Genomic DNA, 17,188 nt, shown 5'->3' on the forward strand with positions numbered 1-17,188 from the left:
GATAACAGGCTTATCTCCCCCAAGAGTCCACATCGACGGGGAGGTTTGGCACCTCGATGTCGGCTCATCGCATCCTGGGGCTGTAGTCGGTCCCAAGGGTTGGGCTGTTCGCCCATTAAAGCGGTACGCGAGCTGGGTTCAGAACGTCGTGAGACAGTTCGGTCCCTATCCGTCGTGGGCGCAGGAAATTTGAGAGGAGCTGTCCTTAGTACGAGAGGACCGGGATGGACGCACCGCTGGTGTACCAGTTGTCTTGCCAAAGGCATAGCTGGGTAGCTACGTGCGGACGGGATAAGTGCTGAAAGCATCTAAGCATGAAGCCCCCCTCAAGATGAGATTTCCCATAGCGCAAGCTAGTAAGATCCCTGAAAGATGATCAGGTTGATAGGTCTGAGGTGGAAGCGTGGTGACACGTGCAGCTGACAGATACTAATCGATCGAGGACTTAACCAAAATGACGCGTAAACCCTTCACTATTATCTAGTTTTGAAAGAACAAAAAAAGTTCTTGCAAAATTTCTTGAAAAGATATATAATAATAAATGTCTTCAGAGAAAATGTTTGGTGGCGATAGCGAAGAGGTCACACCCGTTCCCATTCCGAACACGGCAGTTAAGCTCTTCAGCGCCGATGGTAGTTGGGGGTTCTCCCCCTGTGAGAGTAGGACGCCGCCAAGCGAAATTTATGTATATTCACCTGAAATATGGTTATAATATATATGAATCAATATTTTATCGTCGCGGGGTGGAGCAGTCTGGTAGCTCGTCGGGCTCATAACCCGAAGGTCGCAGGTTCAAATCCTGTCCCCGCAATCAGGAAAACGAAACTTTTGTTTCGTTTTTTTTTGTTTTCTGAGATCTTGAAATACGCTTCACCCCTTTTAGCTAAAATGAACCTATTAATTATGCTTCAAAACCAAGCTATCCTTTTTCTAATTTGTTTCTTTTTTTGAAAAAAGGTACACTAAGATTATGTATACACAAGCTGTAAACTAAAATAAAATTGAATGAAGTTAAGTGGTGAACGATAGATGGAAATATTTAAATGGATTTCTCAAAGTGCGGAAGAGACGGATCAATTCGCAATGGAACTGGCAAAGCACTTAATTGCAGGAGATGTACTTGCCCTGGAAGGAGACTTGGGTGCGGGAAAAACGGCATTCACGAAGGGGCTTGCGAAAGGTTTGGGAGTAACAAGGAATGTCAACAGCCCCACATTTACCATCATTAAAGAATATCAGGGTCGCCTGCCTCTGTATCATATGGATGTTTACCGTGTGAGCGAAGGAGAGGAAGATTTGGGATTTGATGAGTACTTTAATGGTGATGGCGTGACGGTTGTTGAATGGGCTCATTTGATTGAGGGCCAGCTGCCGGCAGACCTGCTGCAGATACAAATTTTACGGCTGGATGAGACAAAGAGGCGCTTTGTTTTCGAAGCTCATGGCGAACGATATGTTAAGTTATGTAAGGAGATTCTTTCATGAAGGTTTTAGCTATTGATACATCGAATTTTACTTTGGGCATTGCATTGATTGAAGGCAGCCAGATAATTGGGGAGTATGTAACCAACCTGAAGAAAAACCATTCATTAAGAGTTATGCCTGCAATTGAAACCCTCCTTAAGGACTGTGAAACGGCTCCGGGGGAAATAGGCAAAATTGTAGCAGCAAAGGGACCAGGATCATACACAGGTGTGAGGATCGGTGTGACTATCGCCAAGACCCTTGCCTGGACGCTAAAGGTTCCTTTGTCGGGAGTTTCAAGCCTTGAAGCGCTCGCAGCAAATGGAAGGTATTTCAATGGTTTGATCTCCCCTTTATTTGATGCAAGACGCGGGCAGGTTTATACGGGCTTATATCAATACGGAGAATCAGGAATAGAGACCGTGCATGAAGATACCAATATCTTATCCTCTGAATGGGCCGCGAAATTAAAGGAATTTGGAAAGCCCGTCTTATTTGTCGGACAAGATATAAGCCTTCATAAAGAGGCCATTGCCGAACAGCTTGGTGACCTGGCTGTATTTTCTCCTCCTCAGGCTTATATACCGCGTCCATCTGAGCTTGCTTTCATTGGCAGGGACAAGAGTGAGGAGGATATCCATCATTTTGTCCCCAACTACGTACGCCTGGCTGAGGCGGAGGCTAAATGGCTCGAGCAGCAGGGCAGTTCTCAGGGAAAAAAATAAATGGGAAAGAGACCGATATGGATGAGTAAAACAATGATGTTCCGGATGATGAAAACAGAAGATATCGATCAAGTTCTTATCGTAGAAAGAAAGTCATTCACTCTTCCATGGAGCAGGGATGCTTTCTTTAATGAATTAAATCATAACCAATATGCAGTCTATATGGTCATTGAAGATGAAGGGGAAATAATCGGTTATTGCGGAGCCTGGATTGTCATTGATGAGGCCCATATTACCAATATTGCCATCCTGCCAGATTACAGAGGCCAAAAGCTTGGTGAGGCGTTACTAAGAAAGATGATAGAAATATCGCTGAGCCAGGGTGTGAAAAGAATGACTCTGGAAGTGCGTGTTTCAAATACGACTGCAATTTCATTATATGAAAAACTAGGTTTTCAAAAAGGCGGCATCCGGAAGAATTATTATACAGATAATCAAGAGGATGCCTATGTGATGTGGGTGAATTTATTATGAAAAAGGATCAAATTATCTTGGGCATTGAAACAAGCTGTGATGAAACAGCAGCTTCAGTGGTCAAAAACGGAACAGAAATCTTAAGCAATGTTGTAGCTTCCCAAATTGAAAGCCATAAGCGCTTTGGCGGGGTAGTGCCGGAGATTGCTTCAAGACACCATGTTGAACAAATCACTTTGGTAATTGAAGAAGCTATTGAGCAGGCTGGAGTCCAGTATGGAGATATCGACGGGATTGCTGTTACGGAAGGACCAGGGCTTGTAGGAGCTCTCTTGATAGGAGTCAATGCTGCAAAAGCAGTTGCATTTGCCCACAATATCCCCTTAATAGGCGTGCATCATATAGCGGGCCACATTTATGCGAACCGGCTTATAAAAGAGATGGTATTTCCGGCTCTTTCATTAGTCGTGTCCGGCGGGCATACAGAGCTTGTTTTGCTTGAGGCGCATGGAAAATTCAGAGTAATCGGGGAAACAAGAGATGATGCTGCGGGGGAAGCGTATGACAAGGTTGCCAGGACCTTAAACCTGCCATATCCAGGCGGCCCGCATATAGATAGGCTTGCACATGAAGGGCAGCCAACCATTCGCCTTCCAAGGGCATGGCTCGAAGGATCGTATGATTTTAGCTTCAGCGGATTAAAATCAGCCGTGATCAATACCCTTCATAATGCAGAACAGCGCGGGGAAGAAATTGAACCGGCAAACCTGGCTGCAAGTTTTCAGCAGAGTGTAATTGAAGTGCTGGTCAAAAAGACGCTGCAGGCAACAGCAGAATATAACGTGAAGCAAGTCCTGCTTGCTGGGGGAGTAGCGGCCAATAAGGGGCTTAGAGCGGCTTTATCAGAAGCTTTTGCAGACCTGCCAAATGTTGAATTGGTCATTCCTCCACTGAATTTATGCACAGACAATGCAGCGATGATTGCTGCGGCCGGAAGTGTGCTCTATGAACGCGGGAAACGCTCGAATCTCGCGCTTAATGGCAATCCGGGGTTAGATATAGAAGCATAATGAAAGCCTGCTGCGCATTACAATGCGCAGCAGGCTTTTTTTGTACACTCAAATAAGACTTCAGGAATGGTGTGGATATCTTTTTTTTAGAACAGCTGAAGCATGTGTATAAGTAGGGGGAATTGTGGATAAGTGGCGTTTTCGGTGTGGATAGTGTGGAAAACTATTAAAAAAGCTGTTAATACAGTATGCAGTTTGTTGATAAACCAGTGGATAAGTAAGTTCTTAATAAAAAAACAGGCATCTCGAGGAGAAGCCTGTTCATAATTAGCTTAGTATTTCTTCCAGTTCAGCCCATTCTTCCATATATACCTCTAAATCTTGCTGTGCTTTTTCTAATTTTTCTTGTATTTCAAGGACCTTTTCATGGTTCTGGAAGATTTCCGGGTCACAGAGATGTTCATTATGCTGTTTAATTTCTACCTCTAACTGCTCCATATATGCTTCAACTTCTTCTAATCTTCTTTTTCGCTGACGTTCTGCCTTTTTTGCTTCCTTGTCCAATTTATATCCTGTCTTTTCTGCAGCTTGTTCAGTTTGAATAGATGCTTTGGACTCAAGCTCGAGTATTTCGGCTTGTTCCTGCTTCTTCTGAAGATAATAATCATAATCTCCCAGGAATTCTTCACTGCCGGTGCCAGAAAGCTCTATTACCTTGGTTGCTATCCTGTTAATGAAATATCTGTCATGAGAAACAAAAAGGATGGTCCCTGGATAATCAATCAAGGCATTTTCGAGTACAAGCTTGCTGTCTAAGTCAAGATGGTTGGTTGGCTCATCCATGATAAGGAAGTTGCCTTTTTCCATCATGATTTTCGCAAGTGCAAGGCGTGCCTTCTCACCGCCGCTAAGTGTGGAGACAGTCTTCAGCACATCGTCCCCTGAGAAAAGGAAGTTGCCAAGAACGGTACGGATATCTTTTTCAGGCAATAGGGGATGTTCATCCCATAGTTCGTTCAGCACGCGTTTATTGGAAACAAGGTTCGCCTGCTCCTGATCATAATAGCTGACCTGTACATTTGTGCCAAATCGGAAATCACCCTGTAAGGGCTGCAATCTGCCAATGATTGTTTTTAGCAGCGTTGATTTACCGACGCCATTTGGTCCAACAAGCGCCATGCTGTCTCCTTTAGCGATCCGAAGAGTGACATTGCTTGCTACCGGCTGTTCCTGATAACCGATCCCCAGGCTGTTGATGTGGAGAACTTCATTGCCGCTTTGTTTATCAATTCCAAATGAAAAATTGGCGGATTTTTCATCTCCCTGCGGCCTGTCCAAAACATCCATTTTCTCGAGCTGCTTCCGTCTGCTCTGAGCCCGTTTTGTGGTGGAGGCACGTGTTATGTTTTTCTGCACAAAGTCACGCAGCTTTTCGATTTCATCCTGCTGTTTTTCAAATTGCTTTAAGTCACGGTCATAATCCTCCGCTTTTTTCACCAGGTAATTGCTGTAATTTCCAAAGTATTTCTTTATAGAGTGCCTGGAAATTTCATAAACCTGATTGACCACCTTATCAAGGAAATAGCGGTCATGTGATACAATTAAAACAGCTCCCTGGTAGCCTTGGAGATATTGTTCGAGCCAGGACAGTGTTTCAATATCCAAATGGTTGGTCGGCTCATCCAGTATCAGAATATCGGGTTTTTTCAGCAAAAGCTTGGCAAGGGCAAGCCTCGTTTTTTGGCCGCCGCTCAAGGAAGATATAAGTGTTGAGCTGTCAAAGCCTGCGAATTGAAGGCCGTGCAGGACAGAGCGAATATCCGCTTCATACTGGTACCCGCCTTGTTCTTTAAAGCTGACCTGAAGTTCATCATATTCCTTCATAACCTTTTGGTACAGGACGTCATTTTCGAAGATTTCAGGCTTCGACATGCTTTCTTCAAGTCTTCGCAGTTCTTTTTCCTGATTAATTAAATCACTGAAAACCGTCAGCATTTCATTTTGGATGGACAGCTCTGACTCAAGGCCGGTATCTTGAGCTAAATAACCGATGGATACTCCTTTAGGCTTCAGGATTTCTCCGCCATCATGCGATAATTTTCCGGCAATTATTTTTAACAGGGTCGATTTTCCGGCGCCATTGCGGCCAACCAGAGCAATCCGATCCCGGTTTTGTACCTCAAGCTTCATATTTGATAATATTAATTCAGCACCATAATACTTTGTGAGCTGATTTATTTGCAGTAAAATCATCGTATTCACCTCAATTGCTATAGTGATAGTGTAACGTATTGCAGGCTCTATCGGCAATAGAAGTGATTATGTGAAACATAAAACAAAGGTTCCGCAAAATGGGTATAATAGTGTATCATTTAAGAAAGAGGTGTTTTTTTATGGCTGAATTTACTCATTTTAATGAGCAGGGAAGGGCGAAAATGGTCGATGTGAGCCAAAAGCCTGAAACAGTCAGGACGGCTGTGGCCGCTTCGAGTATTTCTTTAAATAGAGAGATTTACGAGAATATAGTCCATAATAAGATGAAAAAGGGGGATGTCCTTGCTGTGGCACAGGTGGCTGGAATTATGGCAAGCAAGAGCACATCAGTCATTATTCCAATGTGCCATCCCATTCCGCTTCAGGGCGTCAATATTTCGTTCCAATGGAAAGAAGAGGAAGACGGCTATCGTCTTATGATAGAAGCAGCTGCCAAGACAAAAGGAAGTACAGGAGTGGAAATGGAAGCGCTGACAGCCGCTTCAGTTACTGCGCTGACTGTCTATGATATGTGCAAGGCCATTGATAAAGGAATGGTCATCGGCCCGACATACTTAATCGAAAAAACTGGCGGGGTCTCCAGTCCGGATTATAAAAGGCAAATCAATCAATAGCATAAAGAGATTTGCTTGAAAGCGGGGGAAAAGAATGAGTCAAGAACAAATGAAGATACCGCAGGCAACAGCGAAACGGCTGCCCTTATACTACCGATTTCTGAAGAATTTGCATGTCTCTGGCAAGCAGAGGGTTTCCTCCGCGGAACTAAGCGAGGCAGTGAAAGTTGATTCAGCGACAATCCGGCGGGACTTTTCCTATTTTGGTGCGCTTGGCAAAAAGGGATACGGGTATAATGTGAATTACCTGCTTTCTTTTTTCTCAAAGACGCTCGATCAGGATGAATTGACAAAAGTTGCTTTGATTGGTGTGGGCAATTTGGGGACTGCTTTTTTAAATTATAATTTTTTGAAAAACAATAATACAAAGATCGAAATTGCTTTTGATGTAGATGAAGCGAAAGTAGGAACCACGATAAGCGATGTGCCTGTTTTTCATATGAATGAAATCAGTGCAAGACTAAAGGAAAGAAATGTGGCTGTAGCTATTTTGACGGTTCCAGCACAGGCTGCACAGCCGATTACAGACCTTCTGGTTGAATCAGACATCAGGGGAATCCTGAATTTCACACCTGCAAGGCTGAATGTGCCGCAGTCAATCAGGATCCATCATATAGATCTTGCAGTTGAGCTTCAATCGCTGATCTACTTTCTTAAACATTATCCGGTTTCCGGGGAAGAAGTTCTTCCTGACAACGAATAAAAAATGCTGCCGGAATGGGCAGCATTTTTATTTTTAGCTTTTTCTTACAAAAATGTTATGAGGTGCTGGAGTGAAAGTAAATGAATTTATGCACGAAACATTCCCTGATTTAGAACTAAAACCACCTTTATTTTATAGCTGGGATACTGGCATACGATTTGAGCTTGGAGCGGAGTGGAAAAGGGAGTATTCTTATCCGAACAGCCCATATGTGTTAGGCTGCTATAAAAGGGTCATTACATTATTTGAAGCCCTGCATTCTTCTGATGATGATATTTTTGTAAGTATGGATGTAAATGATTGTGATAAAGGAAAATACAGTATACGTAAATTCAGTAACTTTTCACCGTATGTTGAGAAGCCGCTTTTGTATAGGTTAAAGCACGAAATAATGCCCTATTTATATCCGGAAGATGATCAAGAAGGAATATATAGAACACACAGGTTTTCTCTGAAGTGCAAAACGGCTGAATTGACATATAAACCTTTGTTAAAGGCGATATGCAATCAGGATCTTGGTATAAAACCAAGGATGCATCATAGCGTTTATTTCATTAATATAAATAAGAAAACCATTTTTCACGTTTATGATGATAGAGGCTGTGATGTATTAGCAGCTTCACCTTACACAATTAGAGGGATGTATGAATTATATAATGATTGGATATTGGATTATGACAGGCCAAGAAATGATAAGGTTTTCAATTGAAGGATGTAGAAAGGGAAACACCATTACAGGTGTTTCCCCCGAAAATTTAACAGACTATTTTTGTTTAGAAGATTTTATCTTGGCATATAAAAGCAGCATCCGTATTCCAGATCCAATGTCCAGTGTGGCCAAAAGGATGAGAAATAATGAAATGAATCCCCATCCAGAGTGAGAGACATGCTGGATGGCATATACAGTAAATAGAATGCCTAAGCCGAAATAAAGGATCCCCATAGCAAGCGGTGATTGCTGCCGTCTCATAAAAACCCTCCGATGATGCCTTGCACATGTTTAGCATTTTGGGCCATTTTTTCGATATCCTTGCTGAACAATTGCAAAATAACGACCAATGTATTCATTGCCACGTGGGCAAACATTGATACCCAAATTCTTTTCGTTTTATTATATAAGAATGCAAACGAAAAGCCCATTGCCGTATAAAGTAGAATATGAACGAATTCCATATGGGCAAGACCAAAAATGAACGAACTGATCAATGCAGACAAAAAGAAATTATAACGCTTATGAAGTGATCCGAAAATAATTTTCCTGAAGATAATTTCCTCAAGGATCGGCCCGATAACGGAACTGACAAAGATGACCCACGGCACCTGTTTGATAAGCGTCAGGATGTCCTGAGTATTCTTAGAGCCCGGGCTGATGCCAAAAAGCTGTTCCAGATAGGACGCGATGGACTGGGAAAACAAGGCGAGAAAGATCCCTGCAACCGCCCACGCAATTGACACAGGAATAGAAGCCTGATTCCGGCTGTTCCTGCTTTCTCTCATATCATGCCTCATAAAGAATAAAACAAGCACCAGTGCTGCCAGGAAGCTGATGACAATCCAATATGCCCCGGACTTCATCTGCAGATCATGGTGAGAAGCACCTGTTAAGGCGCCAAGCATCATAAGGATGGGTACGCCGACAAATCCCGATAGCTGCATGGCGATATATGTGATGATGACAAACCAATATTCTCTTTTCAAAAACGAAAACTCCTTTAATAGAAAAACTTCCTTTATTCTTCTTGCAGTCCATGCTGCAAAAGATCCTTTAAACAGCATAACAGTTTTTCCTGAAAGTGTGCGAATGTTTTAAAAGGTACAGCCCGTCAAAAAGATTTCTATACATAAAAGGGTACCAAAAAAACACGGAGAACTCCAATTAAAGGTTTGCGGGCAGCCTATTTGGTGCATTATCTGAGCCTATTGCTATTACGATATAGCATTTCCCAATTGCCTTAGAAATTTATAAAAAAATTTTTCATGAAGATACTTGCAAAAGATGGATGATTTATTTAATATAGGAATTGTGTTAGCACTCGTTAGTGTAGAGTGCTAATAATCTAAACCAATTAACCAAAGAATTTGAGGAGGTTGTTTCACTTTGTTAAAACCATTAGGTGATCGCGTTGTTATTGAACTAGTTCAATCGGAAGAAAAGACTGCCAGCGGTATCGTTTTGCCGGATACTGCAAAAGAAAAGCCTCAAGAAGGCAAGGTTGTAGCTGTCGGAACAGGCCGTGTGCTTGATAATGGCGAACGTGTTGCTTTAGAGGTAGCACAAGGCGATTTAATTATCTTCTCAAAATATGCCGGTACTGAAGTGAAGTACGAAGGCTCTGAATACTTAATTTTACGTGAAAGCGACATTTTAGCTGTAATCGGCTAATTTCTAGCGGCATACTTAACGAATCATACATTTAAAACCATTAGGGAGGTAACTTATACAATGGCTAAAGATATTAAATTTAGTGAAGAAGCTCGCCGTTCCATGCTTCGCGGTGTGGACGCACTTGCAAATACAGTAAAAGTAACGCTTGGACCTAAAGGACGCAACGTGGTTCTTGAGAAGAAATTCGGTTCTCCATTAATTACAAATGACGGTGTTACAATTGCTAAGGAAATCGAATTAGAAGATGCATTCGAAAACATGGGTGCCAAGCTTGTTGCTGAAGTTGCAAGCAAAACAAATGACGTAGCTGGAGACGGTACAACTACTGCAACCGTTCTTGCTCAAGCCATGATCCGTGAAGGCCTTAAAAACGTAACAGCGGGCGCTAACCCAATGGGAATCCGCAAAGGAATCGAAAAGGCAGTTAAAGCTGCAATAGAAGAATTAAAAGTGATATCTAAGCCAATCGAAGGCAAAGCATCCATCGCACAGGTTGCTGCAATCTCTTCTGATGATGAAGAAGTTGGACAACTGATCGCTGAAGCTATGGAGCGCGTTGGAAATGATGGTGTTATCACAATCGAAGAATCTAAAGGATTCACTACTGAGCTTGATGTTGTGGAAGGTATGCAATTCGACCGTGGATATGCATCTCCATACATGGTTACTGATTCAGATAAAATGGAAGCAGTTCTTGAAAATCCATACATCTTAATCACTGACAAAAAAATCACAAGCATCCAGGAAATCCTTCCTGTTCTTGAGCAGGTTGTACAGCAAGGAAAATCACTTTTATTGATTGCTGAAGATGTTGAAGGTGAAGCATTGGCAACTCTTGTTGTGAACAAGCTTCGCGGAACATTCAATGCAGTTGCTGTTAAAGCTCCTGGATTCGGTGACCGCCGTAAAGCAATGCTAGAAGACATCGCTGCCCTTACAGGCGGAGAAGTCATCACAGAAGAAGTAGGCCTTGACCTTAAATCTGCAACGATTGAATCTCTTGGTCGCGCTTCTAAAGTGGTTGTTACTAAAGAAAACACAACGATCGTTGAAGGCGCTGGCGAATCTGCTGCCATTTCAGGACGTGTTAACCAAATCCGTGTTCAATTAGAAGAAACAACTTCTGAATTTGACCGTGAAAAACTGCAAGAGCGTCTTGCTAAATTAGCTGGCGGAGTTGCAGTCATCAAAGTGGGTGCTGCTACTGAAACTGAGCTTAAAGAACGCAAACTTCGCATTGAAGATGCATTAAACTCTACTCGTGCAGCAGTTGAAGAAGGAATCGTATCAGGCGGAGGAACTGCTCTTCTGAATGTATACAATAAAGTGGCTTCTCTTCAGGAAGAAGGCGACGTGGCAACTGGTATCTCTATCGTGCTTCGCGCAATCGAAGAGCCTGTACGCCAAATCGCTCACAATGCCGGTCTTGAAGGATCTGTCATTGTTGAACGCTTAAAACGCGAAGAAGTCGGCACTGGCTTCAACGCTGCTACTGGCGAATGGGTAAACATGATCGAAGCTGGTATCGTTGACCCAACTAAAGTAACACGCTACGCTCTTCAAAACGCTGGTTCAGTTGCAGCTATGTTCTTAACAACAGAAGCTGTTGTTGCTGACAAGCCAGAAGAAAATGCTCCTGCAATGCCTGACATGGGCGGCATGGGCGGTATGGGCGGCATGATGTAATTCACTCAAAAATACCTTGATATATAAGGTATTCGAGTGAAACATCCCCTCATTTGATGCCATTTTGGTGCCAATACTTTATACAGAGAGGTTTCTCATTAGTTCTCCGAACTTCTGGGAAGCCTCTTTTTTACGATCTTTGGTAATATGCAAATATACCTGAGTCGTTGTTTCATCATCTGAATGCCCCAGACGATCCATAATTTGTAATAGCTCTACTCCAGCCTCCGCAAGCAAAGATGTATGTGTATGACGTAAAGAATGGGGAGTAAGATGCTTTTTTATATTCGGCAAATTCTTCATGACTGATTCCATCCGGTTTTCTACAGTTTTTATAAAATGGGGATAACCATAATAAGGACCGTTCATTCGTGCAAAGATAAAATCTTCATCGAAGTATTCTTTTCCAACCTCTAGCTTCATAGCCTTTTGCTTTAACTGGTGTTTTTGGAGGACCTTTAGAACTTCATCTTCCACGATCAGCTTTCGAATTGAACCGGCTGTCTTAGGGGGAAGCAGGGTGAAGTCTTTCGTGTTATTCTTCGGATTATAATATGTCTTGGTCACATTTATGGTCTTTTCCTCAAAATCTATATCCCGCCATTTTAGAGCTACAAGTTCTCCTGCTCGGAGACCTGTCCACGCTAAAACAAAGAGCATAGTGTATGTTTCCTCATTTAGTTCCTTTGATTTTTCAAGGAATAATTGCAGTTCGTGTTTTTCCAAGTATTTATCCTGAACTTTGGCATTTTCAATGTCTTCGACTGTTTTTTTATCTTTTGGAATAAAGGCATACTGTGTCGGGTCATTCATAATTAAATCCTGCTCCATGGCACGCTTAAAGATCATTCTTGCAGTACCATGAATACCGGAAATGGTGTTATGAGCCAGCTTTTTGTCATTTTTAAGGGTGGTTAAAACATTCTGATACATTTTCTTAGTGATATCTTTTAATTTGTATTGGGCTAAAAATGCATTTAAATGGCCAATTTCATGATTCCTGACCCTCAAGGTGCTAATCTTTCTGTCTGTTAATCCATATACCGATAACCATTCTTCAGCCATTTCTTTAAAAGTCATATTGCCTTTGGTATCAAGATTTCTAATTCCAAGTTGGTATTCTAATTCTTTGGCAGCATCTACGGCTTGTTTCTTTTTTTCGAAACCACGCCTGACGACTCTCCTGCGGGACCCGGTCTGTGGATCTATCCCGTTTTCAATAATAAACATCCAGCGTTCGCCTTTAGCTGTTTGATATTTTTGGACACGTGCCATTTTTTCCACTCCTCTTAATGGTTCTCTTCCTTCTTTGTCGGCAATCATTGCCTGTAATCTTTCCTGCTTGGTTTCCGACAACCTTTCCGACAACTCTTCCGACAACCTTTCCGCATTAATTAAACTAAACTAAACTAAACATTAGATGATGATAATAAACGAACAAAAGATTTACATCTGAAACAGGAATGTATGTTCTGTTTTTGCCGTGAAAGAAAAGCCCTGTTAGTGGGCCTTATTTAAATTCCAAGCAGCTGCTTCTTCTTTGCGCTAAATTCTTCCTCAGTAAGAATGCCTTGATCTCTTAGTTCTGCAAGCTTTTTAATTTGGTCAGCTTCATCAATGTTTGTTGAGGTTGGTGCAGCATTAGAGGCATTGCCAGTAATCTGGTTCCTTACTTCTGATATGAAAGATTCTAAGTCCCCTTTATTAATCCATTTCATTGATACTTTGTTTCCAGAAGAGAAAAATGAAATCTTGTGACCCATCATAGACTTACCCATTTCAAATGAACTGATATTTTTATATGGAAATGATTCAAGATCGAAACCAAAAGTTCTTTTACCATAAAAAACAACTCGACGATCAGTTGCTATCATTATTCCATTCTTAACTGTATCTGCTCCTAGTGATTTTGTTTCATAAGCACCATAAATTGTATATTTAGCTACTTCACCAGTTTCAAAATGTTCCTTAGCTTTTTGTAATAGTTTCTCGATATTTACAGCCATAGTTCATTCTCCTTATTTTTAATTTTCAATCTCTTTGAGTTGAGAGAAACCTTTAGGAATTCCACAAATTTCTCCAATTTCATCAAGTGATAGATTAGTATGGTTAAAACCAGTTAATATCTCATCTGGCATTAATAACTCTACTGCAAAAGAATTAGCCTCGACCTCAATTTTCTCTATCGAAAATAAGGTTTTCTCCCTATAAAATGGAGTATTAGAGCGAGGGTGAAGCAAAGCGTGTCCTAACTCATGGGCACAAACAAAACGTTGTATCTCCCAATTTAAATTGGAATTAATAAAAATAAACTTATTTCTTTTGTCGTATTTATAAAATCCTCTAATTTCTTTGTGCAGGTCCCACGGAACAACTTCAATACTTAATAAAGATGCGAGCTCAAAAGGGTCCGTTGTTTTGTGTTTCTGTCCTAATTTGATCACAACATTTTTGATCCATTTCATGAAATCGCCCCGTGTCCTATTCTTCGTTGTCATCTTTTCTATGTTTTTTAGGAATGTACTTTTTATTTATCCTCTGAGTTTGTCGAAAAGCATATTCCATAGCCTCTGATAATGATTCAATGGCTTCTTCACTCATTGGTTCCCCATTAAAACTTAAACCATCTTGTTTTGTTAAGTCTTTTCTAAACTCTTCCATGCGTTTAGCAATATCTTTCTCATCTTTGTCGACTGATTTCTCGAAGGTAGGGGTTATTAAGTTTTCTTCGCTTCTTCCGAGTAAATAGTCTGTAGTTGTATTTAATATATCTGCAAATTCCGCAGCATTTCATTTGATGGTGTACTATGGCCATTTTCATAGTTGCTTATTGTGCCTTTTGTGACGTTTACTTTTTTTGCCAAGTCATCTTGTGTAAGTTTCTTTTCTTCTCTCTTCATTTTTAATCTATTTTTCAACATACAGGAATTCCTCCATAGGTTATATGTACAAGGAAATTGTACCTTAATTCAAAAGAAAAGAAACAAAAGTACAAGAAAATTATATTTTATTGTTGACGTACAAGATTCTTATACATTATAATCTGATTAAAGGTACAAGTTACTTATACAAAGGTGGTGAATCAATATGAAAAACAAAAGGTTACTAGCTGCTAGGAAAGCTAAGGAACTCACACAAGAAGAGTTAGCTATAAAGCTGGGGTTTAAAGGGAAACAGACTGTTGCCAATTGGGAAAACGGGCATTCGCAACCTACACTTAATAAAGCAATTGAAATATCTAAGATACTTGAACAAGATATAGCTTATTTATTCGGAAAACATGTACAAGAAACTTATACAAACAATTCAGCCTAACGATGCCAACCATGAATCATAAGCCAAAAGAAAAGGTTCACTGTCGCAATTTATAGGAGGTTACCAATGCCACGAACATCCATAACTTTTGATGAACTGGAAGCAAACTTGTTTCAGTCACGAATGGAAGAGCTGTTTCAAAAAGCATATGAAAAAGGTGTTGAGGACGGAATGAAACGATTTTCGTATCCTCCCACTCTAACCAATAAACATCTAGCTGAAATACTTCAAATAGCACCACCTACCGTCCTGAAGGTAACAGCTAATCCTACCTTCCCTAGGCTACAGACAATTAAAGCACGCTATCCCCGGGACCAAGTATTTGAGTGGATCAAAGCCAACTCAACAAACATCAGGGAGGCGATCTAATGAACGAATTACAAAGGCTTTTCGAATTCCGCGGGCAGGAGCTGCGCATTGTTGAACAGGAAAAGGAACCTTGGTTTGTTGCAAAGGATGTTGCTGACATCTTAGGCATCAAAAACAGCCGCGATACATTGTCCAGGCTTGATGAAGATGAAAAGGATGTAGTTTCAGCCGACACCCCCGGCGGCCGGCAGCAGATGACAATTATCAGTGAATCTGGCTTATATGCATTCGTACTATCCAGCAGAAAGCAAGAAGCGAATGATTTTAAACGATGGATCCGGAAAGAAGTCCTGCCATCAATCAGGAAAAACGGAGTCTACTTAGGATCTAACGTGATTCCTCTAAATGATAAGCAATCTTTGGTTGCTCTAATGAAACTCTCAGCAATCACAGCCGAGGAGACGGAAGAGCTGAAATTAGTCACGAACGATCATTCTAAAAAGATCCAACAGCTTGAAACCAAGGTGGAGGAGCAGATCACCCTGGATTACGGCGAACAGCGTCGGCTTCAAAAAGGTGTGGCCCGCCGAGTATATGAATTTACGGAAGATAAGAAAGAAGCAGCCAGGCTATTCAGAGAACTCTATCGCGAGATTAAAGACCGCTTCGGGGTAGCCAGCTACAAGGATGTAAAACGAAAAGAAATGCAGAGTGCCATTCGTTACATCGAAAATTGGATACCTCGTAAGGTTTCTTAATTCCTTAATTTTATTTTAACAAGATTATCCAATAACACTGGTAGAAAGGGGGAAGCAAATAATGAAAAATGGCAGGGCAAATAAAGCCTTACAACTTGGTAGAAAAGAAGCCAAGTTAACTCAAACACAATTATCCTTTAAGCTTTTCAGTTCTAGAGAAGCGATTTCACAACAGGAAACAGGAGCTTATAAGGTACAGCCAAGCACAGCTCAATACTTTGCGGATGAAATTAATAATCCTTGGGTAGCAATGGAGGCTGCCCAGGAGTATACAAACTGGGGTATTCCTAAGCTGGACGGTGACGCTGTCGACCTACATAGAACCAACGTATCGGTGGTTACCGAGGAAGAATTAGAGGAGGCATTAACAGCTATTTCAATAGCTTCTAAAAAACTGAGAAATAACCCCAATACTGTAAATTCAGATGATATCCAAGTAATTGAAAAGGCAATTCAAGAAAGTATTGATGCTATTACGGCACTCAATCATTATGTAGCGGTTCTTTGTAAGGAGTACGGAATATCGTGGATAAAAATGTGGACACAACACAAATTGAAGTTAATTCAAAGGAGGTTCCTAAGAAAATGAATTTTCAACAGCAGCTACATAGTGAGCTAAGAAAGGAAGTTAATGAAAAGCGTTGTTTTCACACATGCTTAAGCCGGATTGAAGAATCCATTATGAATAAGGACTTCAAAGAAGCTAAATTAACTGCCTGCGATTTATTAAATAGCATAAGGGAGCTTGAAAAAATTGAAGTGAAGAGAAAGAACAGGAAAGATTTAAACCGCATGGTTCAGGGACTGACTTCATTAGGGGTACGCGCACAATTGATATCCAGGGGAGGCAAGTGAATGGGGTATCTAGTGTTTTTTATAGCATTCATCATCCTAATGGGAATTGGAGTAGTTATAGCAGCCAAAACGGGCTGGATGGAATAAAAAAAGCAGCGAGCTGTGAACTCACTACTTTCTTCTAACATATTAAAGGTTGGCTTTATTATAGCAGGTTGAAACTCTCTACGGCAAGCTTGTTTATGCCGTCATGGTCAAAAGTGGGGCTTGGAGTTCTCCCTTCACCCGCGGAAGCACTTTTGATCATGCCGGTGCAAATAACGCACCATCAATAGTTTAGAAAGGAGAAGGGAAAATGAACATCGTTGAAAATCCAATGGTTTTGGATGTTTTATGGTCCAAGGACCCGCAGGTGTTTGGAGAATGCCTGGGCTGCCATGAAGATATCTATGCTGGAGAAGAACTTTATGAATTTGAGGATGGCCAAGGAGAAACCGTTTATGTGCATCAAAAATTGGAATGCTGCCGGGATTACATTGCAGAAATGTCAGTTTGTGAGACTGCCGGAGAATAAAACAAAGACCCCTGCTGTAACAGGAGTCGAAGGTTTGGAAAATTCAATTACAAGTATTTTATCTCATTTTAAAAAATCAAGCAATATAGGAGGCAATTATGAACGTATCTATTAAAAAAATTGAAGCCTGTAACTTTAAAAGCCATGCTGCCTTGTCCCTT

21 protein-coding genes, 1 tRNA gene, 2 rRNA genes and 1 pseudogene (1 of these 25 cut by a window edge) are annotated in these 17,188 nt (G+C 41.2%); 18 read left to right on the forward strand and 7 right to left on the reverse strand.

Annotated elements, in window-relative coordinates; all coding sequences use genetic code 11:
• The 7 genes from ACN6MY_RS03450 to tsaD form a co-directional block, all read left to right on the forward strand.
• Positions 1-453 (forward strand): 23S ribosomal RNA (locus tag ACN6MY_RS03450); it begins 2,478 nt to the left of the window's first position.
• 106 nt (positions 454-559) lie between these two features.
• Positions 560-676 (forward strand): 5S ribosomal RNA (gene rrf / locus ACN6MY_RS03455).
• A gap of 61 nt (positions 677-737) precedes the next feature.
• A tRNA-Met gene (locus ACN6MY_RS03460) sits at positions 738-811 on the forward strand.
• 218 nt (positions 812-1,029) lie between these two features.
• Positions 1,030-1,485 (forward strand): tRNA (adenosine(37)-N6)-threonylcarbamoyltransferase complex ATPase subunit type 1 TsaE, encoded by a 456-nt coding sequence (gene tsaE, locus ACN6MY_RS03465; protein WP_419882745.1) that lies wholly within the window; start codon positions 1,030-1,032, stop codon positions 1,483-1,485.
• Complete coding sequence (gene tsaB / locus ACN6MY_RS03470; protein WP_419882746.1) at positions 1,482-2,189, forward strand: tRNA (adenosine(37)-N6)-threonylcarbamoyltransferase complex dimerization subunit type 1 TsaB; 708 nt, start codon at positions 1,482-1,484, stop codon at positions 2,187-2,189. The genes tsaE and tsaB overlap by 4 nt, the downstream gene beginning before the upstream one ends.
• A gap of 21 nt (positions 2,190-2,210) precedes the next feature.
• Complete coding sequence (gene rimI, locus ACN6MY_RS03475) at positions 2,211-2,663, forward strand: ribosomal protein S18-alanine N-acetyltransferase (protein WP_419882747.1); 453 nt, start codon at positions 2,211-2,213, stop codon at positions 2,661-2,663.
• A complete protein-coding gene (gene tsaD / locus ACN6MY_RS03480; protein WP_419882748.1) occupies positions 2,660-3,673 on the forward strand; it encodes a tRNA (adenosine(37)-N6)-threonylcarbamoyltransferase complex transferase subunit TsaD in 1,014 nt (337 codons plus the stop codon). The genes rimI and tsaD overlap by 4 nt, the downstream gene beginning before the upstream one ends.
• 267 nt (positions 3,674-3,940) lie before the next feature.
• Here tsaD and ACN6MY_RS03485 read toward each other — a convergent pair whose 3' ends face one another.
• Entirely contained in the window at positions 3,941-5,866 is a 1,926-nt protein-coding gene (locus ACN6MY_RS03485) for an ABC-F family ATP-binding cassette domain-containing protein (protein WP_419882749.1), read from the reverse strand.
• A 140-nt stretch (positions 5,867-6,006) separates the two neighbouring features.
• Here ACN6MY_RS03485 and moaC point away from each other — a divergent pair, with 140 nt between their 5' ends.
• From moaC to ACN6MY_RS03500, 3 genes are all read left to right on the forward strand, one after another.
• Positions 6,007-6,501: a cyclic pyranopterin monophosphate synthase MoaC gene (moaC, locus tag ACN6MY_RS03490; RefSeq protein WP_071353222.1), complete on the forward strand. Its 495-nt coding sequence runs from the start codon at positions 6,007-6,009 to the stop codon at positions 6,499-6,501.
• 34 nt (positions 6,502-6,535) lie between these two features.
• On the forward strand, positions 6,536-7,204 hold the full coding sequence (locus ACN6MY_RS03495; protein ID WP_419882750.1) for a redox-sensing transcriptional repressor Rex: 669 nt from the start codon (positions 6,536-6,538) through the stop codon (positions 7,202-7,204).
• Positions 7,205-7,292: 88 nt separating this feature from the next.
• Entirely contained in the window at positions 7,293-7,913 is a 621-nt protein-coding gene (locus tag ACN6MY_RS03500) for a DUF3885 domain-containing protein (RefSeq protein ID WP_419884061.1), read from the forward strand.
• A gap of 54 nt (positions 7,914-7,967) precedes the next feature.
• On the opposite strand, the gene ACN6MY_RS03505 is transcribed toward ACN6MY_RS03500, so the two are convergent.
• On the reverse strand, positions 7,968-8,174 hold the full coding sequence (locus ACN6MY_RS03505; RefSeq protein WP_071350479.1) for a YdiK family protein: 207 nt from the start codon (positions 8,172-8,174) through the stop codon (positions 7,968-7,970).
• A complete protein-coding gene (locus tag ACN6MY_RS03510; RefSeq protein WP_419882751.1) occupies positions 8,171-8,902 on the reverse strand; it encodes a CPBP family intramembrane glutamic endopeptidase in 732 nt (243 codons plus the stop codon). The genes ACN6MY_RS03505 and ACN6MY_RS03510 overlap by 4 nt, the downstream gene beginning before the upstream one ends.
• 400 nt (positions 8,903-9,302) lie before the next feature.
• On the opposite strand from ACN6MY_RS03510, the gene groES reads away from it, so the two are divergent.
• Entirely contained in the window at positions 9,303-9,587 is a 285-nt protein-coding gene (groES, locus tag ACN6MY_RS03515; protein WP_419882752.1) for a co-chaperone GroES, read from the forward strand.
• A 60-nt stretch (positions 9,588-9,647) separates the two neighbouring features.
• A complete protein-coding gene (gene groL, locus ACN6MY_RS03520) occupies positions 9,648-11,276 on the forward strand; it encodes a chaperonin GroEL (protein ID WP_419882753.1) in 1,629 nt (542 codons plus the stop codon).
• A 78-nt stretch (positions 11,277-11,354) separates the two neighbouring features.
• On the opposite strand, the gene ACN6MY_RS03525 is transcribed toward groL, so the two are convergent.
• The 4 genes and pseudogenes from ACN6MY_RS03525 to ACN6MY_RS03540 form a co-directional block, all read right to left on the reverse strand.
• The gene (locus ACN6MY_RS03525) at positions 11,355-12,644 is read right to left on the reverse strand and encodes a tyrosine-type recombinase/integrase (RefSeq protein ID WP_419882754.1); all 1,290 of its coding nucleotides are present in this window, start codon (positions 12,642-12,644) and stop codon (positions 11,355-11,357) included.
• Positions 12,645-12,790: 146 nt separating this feature from the next.
• A complete protein-coding gene (locus ACN6MY_RS03530) occupies positions 12,791-13,282 on the reverse strand; it encodes a PH domain-containing protein (RefSeq protein ID WP_419882755.1) in 492 nt (163 codons plus the stop codon).
• 18 nt (positions 13,283-13,300) lie between these two features.
• Positions 13,301-13,741, reverse strand: a complete 441-nt coding sequence (locus ACN6MY_RS03535; RefSeq protein ID WP_419882756.1) for an ImmA/IrrE family metallo-endopeptidase — start codon at positions 13,739-13,741, stop codon at positions 13,301-13,303.
• Between the two features lie 16 nt (positions 13,742-13,757).
• Positions 13,758-14,197 (reverse strand): annotated as a pseudogene (locus ACN6MY_RS03540) (helix-turn-helix domain-containing protein).
• Between the two features lie 166 nt (positions 14,198-14,363).
• Between ACN6MY_RS03540 and ACN6MY_RS03545 the strand changes: the two are divergent.
• The 6 genes from ACN6MY_RS03545 (at position 14,364) to ACN6MY_RS03570 (ending at position 17,027) form a co-directional block, all read left to right on the forward strand.
• Positions 14,364-14,591, forward strand: coding sequence for a helix-turn-helix transcriptional regulator (locus ACN6MY_RS03545; RefSeq protein WP_419882757.1), 228 nt, complete (start codon positions 14,364-14,366; stop codon positions 14,589-14,591).
• Positions 14,592-14,657: 66 nt separating this feature from the next.
• Positions 14,658-14,960 carry a hypothetical protein gene (locus ACN6MY_RS03550; RefSeq protein WP_419882758.1) on the forward strand — a complete coding sequence of 101 codons (303 nt, stop codon included), beginning with the start codon at positions 14,658-14,660 and terminating at the stop codon, positions 14,958-14,960.
• Positions 14,960-15,658 (forward strand): BRO family protein, encoded by a 699-nt coding sequence (locus ACN6MY_RS03555; RefSeq protein WP_419882759.1) that lies wholly within the window; start codon positions 14,960-14,962, stop codon positions 15,656-15,658. Before ACN6MY_RS03550 ends, ACN6MY_RS03555 begins: the two co-directional genes overlap by 1 nt.
• A 61-nt stretch (positions 15,659-15,719) precedes the next feature.
• Complete coding sequence (locus tag ACN6MY_RS03560; RefSeq protein WP_419882760.1) at positions 15,720-16,247, forward strand: helix-turn-helix domain-containing protein; 528 nt, start codon at positions 15,720-15,722, stop codon at positions 16,245-16,247.
• Entirely contained in the window at positions 16,244-16,513 is a 270-nt protein-coding gene (locus tag ACN6MY_RS03565; protein WP_419882761.1) for a hypothetical protein, read from the forward strand. Before ACN6MY_RS03560 ends, ACN6MY_RS03565 begins: the two co-directional genes overlap by 4 nt.
• A 295-nt stretch (positions 16,514-16,808) precedes the next feature.
• On the forward strand, positions 16,809-17,027 hold the full coding sequence (locus ACN6MY_RS03570; RefSeq protein WP_419882762.1) for a hypothetical protein: 219 nt from the start codon (positions 16,809-16,811) through the stop codon (positions 17,025-17,027).
• Positions 17,028-17,188 lie beyond the last annotated feature (161 nt).

Source organism: Peribacillus sp. B-H-3 (genome assembly GCF_048572925.1).
In the GTDB taxonomy this organism is placed as follows: Bacteria; Bacillota; Bacilli; order Bacillales; family DSM-1321; genus Peribacillus.

Coding starts and splice junctions, on each gene's coding strand:
- ACN6MY_RS03555 (WP_419882759.1), top strand. CDS start 14,960: ATGAACGAATTACAAAGGCTTTTCGAATTCCGCGGGCAGGAGCTGCGC.
- groL (WP_419882753.1), top strand. CDS start 9,648: ATGGCTAAAGATATTAAATTTAGTGAAGAAGCTCGCCGTTCCATGCTT.
- ACN6MY_RS03500 (WP_419884061.1), top strand. CDS start 7,293: ATGCACGAAACATTCCCTGATTTAGAACTAAAACCACCTTTATTTTAT.
- ACN6MY_RS03535 (WP_419882756.1), bottom strand. CDS start 13,741: ATGAAATGGATCAAAAATGTTGTGATCAAATTAGGACAGAAACACAAA.
- ACN6MY_RS03505 (WP_071350479.1), bottom strand. CDS start 8,174: ATGAGACGGCAGCAATCACCGCTTGCTATGGGGATCCTTTATTTCGGC.
- ACN6MY_RS03495 (WP_419882750.1), top strand. CDS start 6,536: ATGAGTCAAGAACAAATGAAGATACCGCAGGCAACAGCGAAACGGCTG.
- tsaD (WP_419882748.1), top strand. CDS start 2,660: ATGAAAAAGGATCAAATTATCTTGGGCATTGAAACAAGCTGTGATGAA.
- moaC (WP_071353222.1), top strand. CDS start 6,007: ATGGCTGAATTTACTCATTTTAATGAGCAGGGAAGGGCGAAAATGGTC.
- rimI (WP_419882747.1), top strand. CDS start 2,211: ATGAGTAAAACAATGATGTTCCGGATGATGAAAACAGAAGATATCGAT.
- tsaE (WP_419882745.1), top strand. CDS start 1,030: ATGGAAATATTTAAATGGATTTCTCAAAGTGCGGAAGAGACGGATCAA.
- tsaB (WP_419882746.1), top strand. CDS start 1,482: ATGAAGGTTTTAGCTATTGATACATCGAATTTTACTTTGGGCATTGCA.
- ACN6MY_RS03485 (WP_419882749.1), bottom strand. CDS start 5,866: ATGATTTTACTGCAAATAAATCAGCTCACAAAGTATTATGGTGCTGAA.
- ACN6MY_RS03550 (WP_419882758.1), top strand. CDS start 14,658: ATGCCACGAACATCCATAACTTTTGATGAACTGGAAGCAAACTTGTTT.
- ACN6MY_RS03570 (WP_419882762.1), top strand. CDS start 16,809: ATGAACATCGTTGAAAATCCAATGGTTTTGGATGTTTTATGGTCCAAG.
- ACN6MY_RS03565 (WP_419882761.1), top strand. CDS start 16,244: ATGAATTTTCAACAGCAGCTACATAGTGAGCTAAGAAAGGAAGTTAAT.
- ACN6MY_RS03530 (WP_419882755.1), bottom strand. CDS start 13,282: ATGGCTGTAAATATCGAGAAACTATTACAAAAAGCTAAGGAACATTTT.
- ACN6MY_RS03560 (WP_419882760.1), top strand. CDS start 15,720: ATGAAAAATGGCAGGGCAAATAAAGCCTTACAACTTGGTAGAAAAGAA.
- ACN6MY_RS03545 (WP_419882757.1), top strand. CDS start 14,364: ATGAAAAACAAAAGGTTACTAGCTGCTAGGAAAGCTAAGGAACTCACA.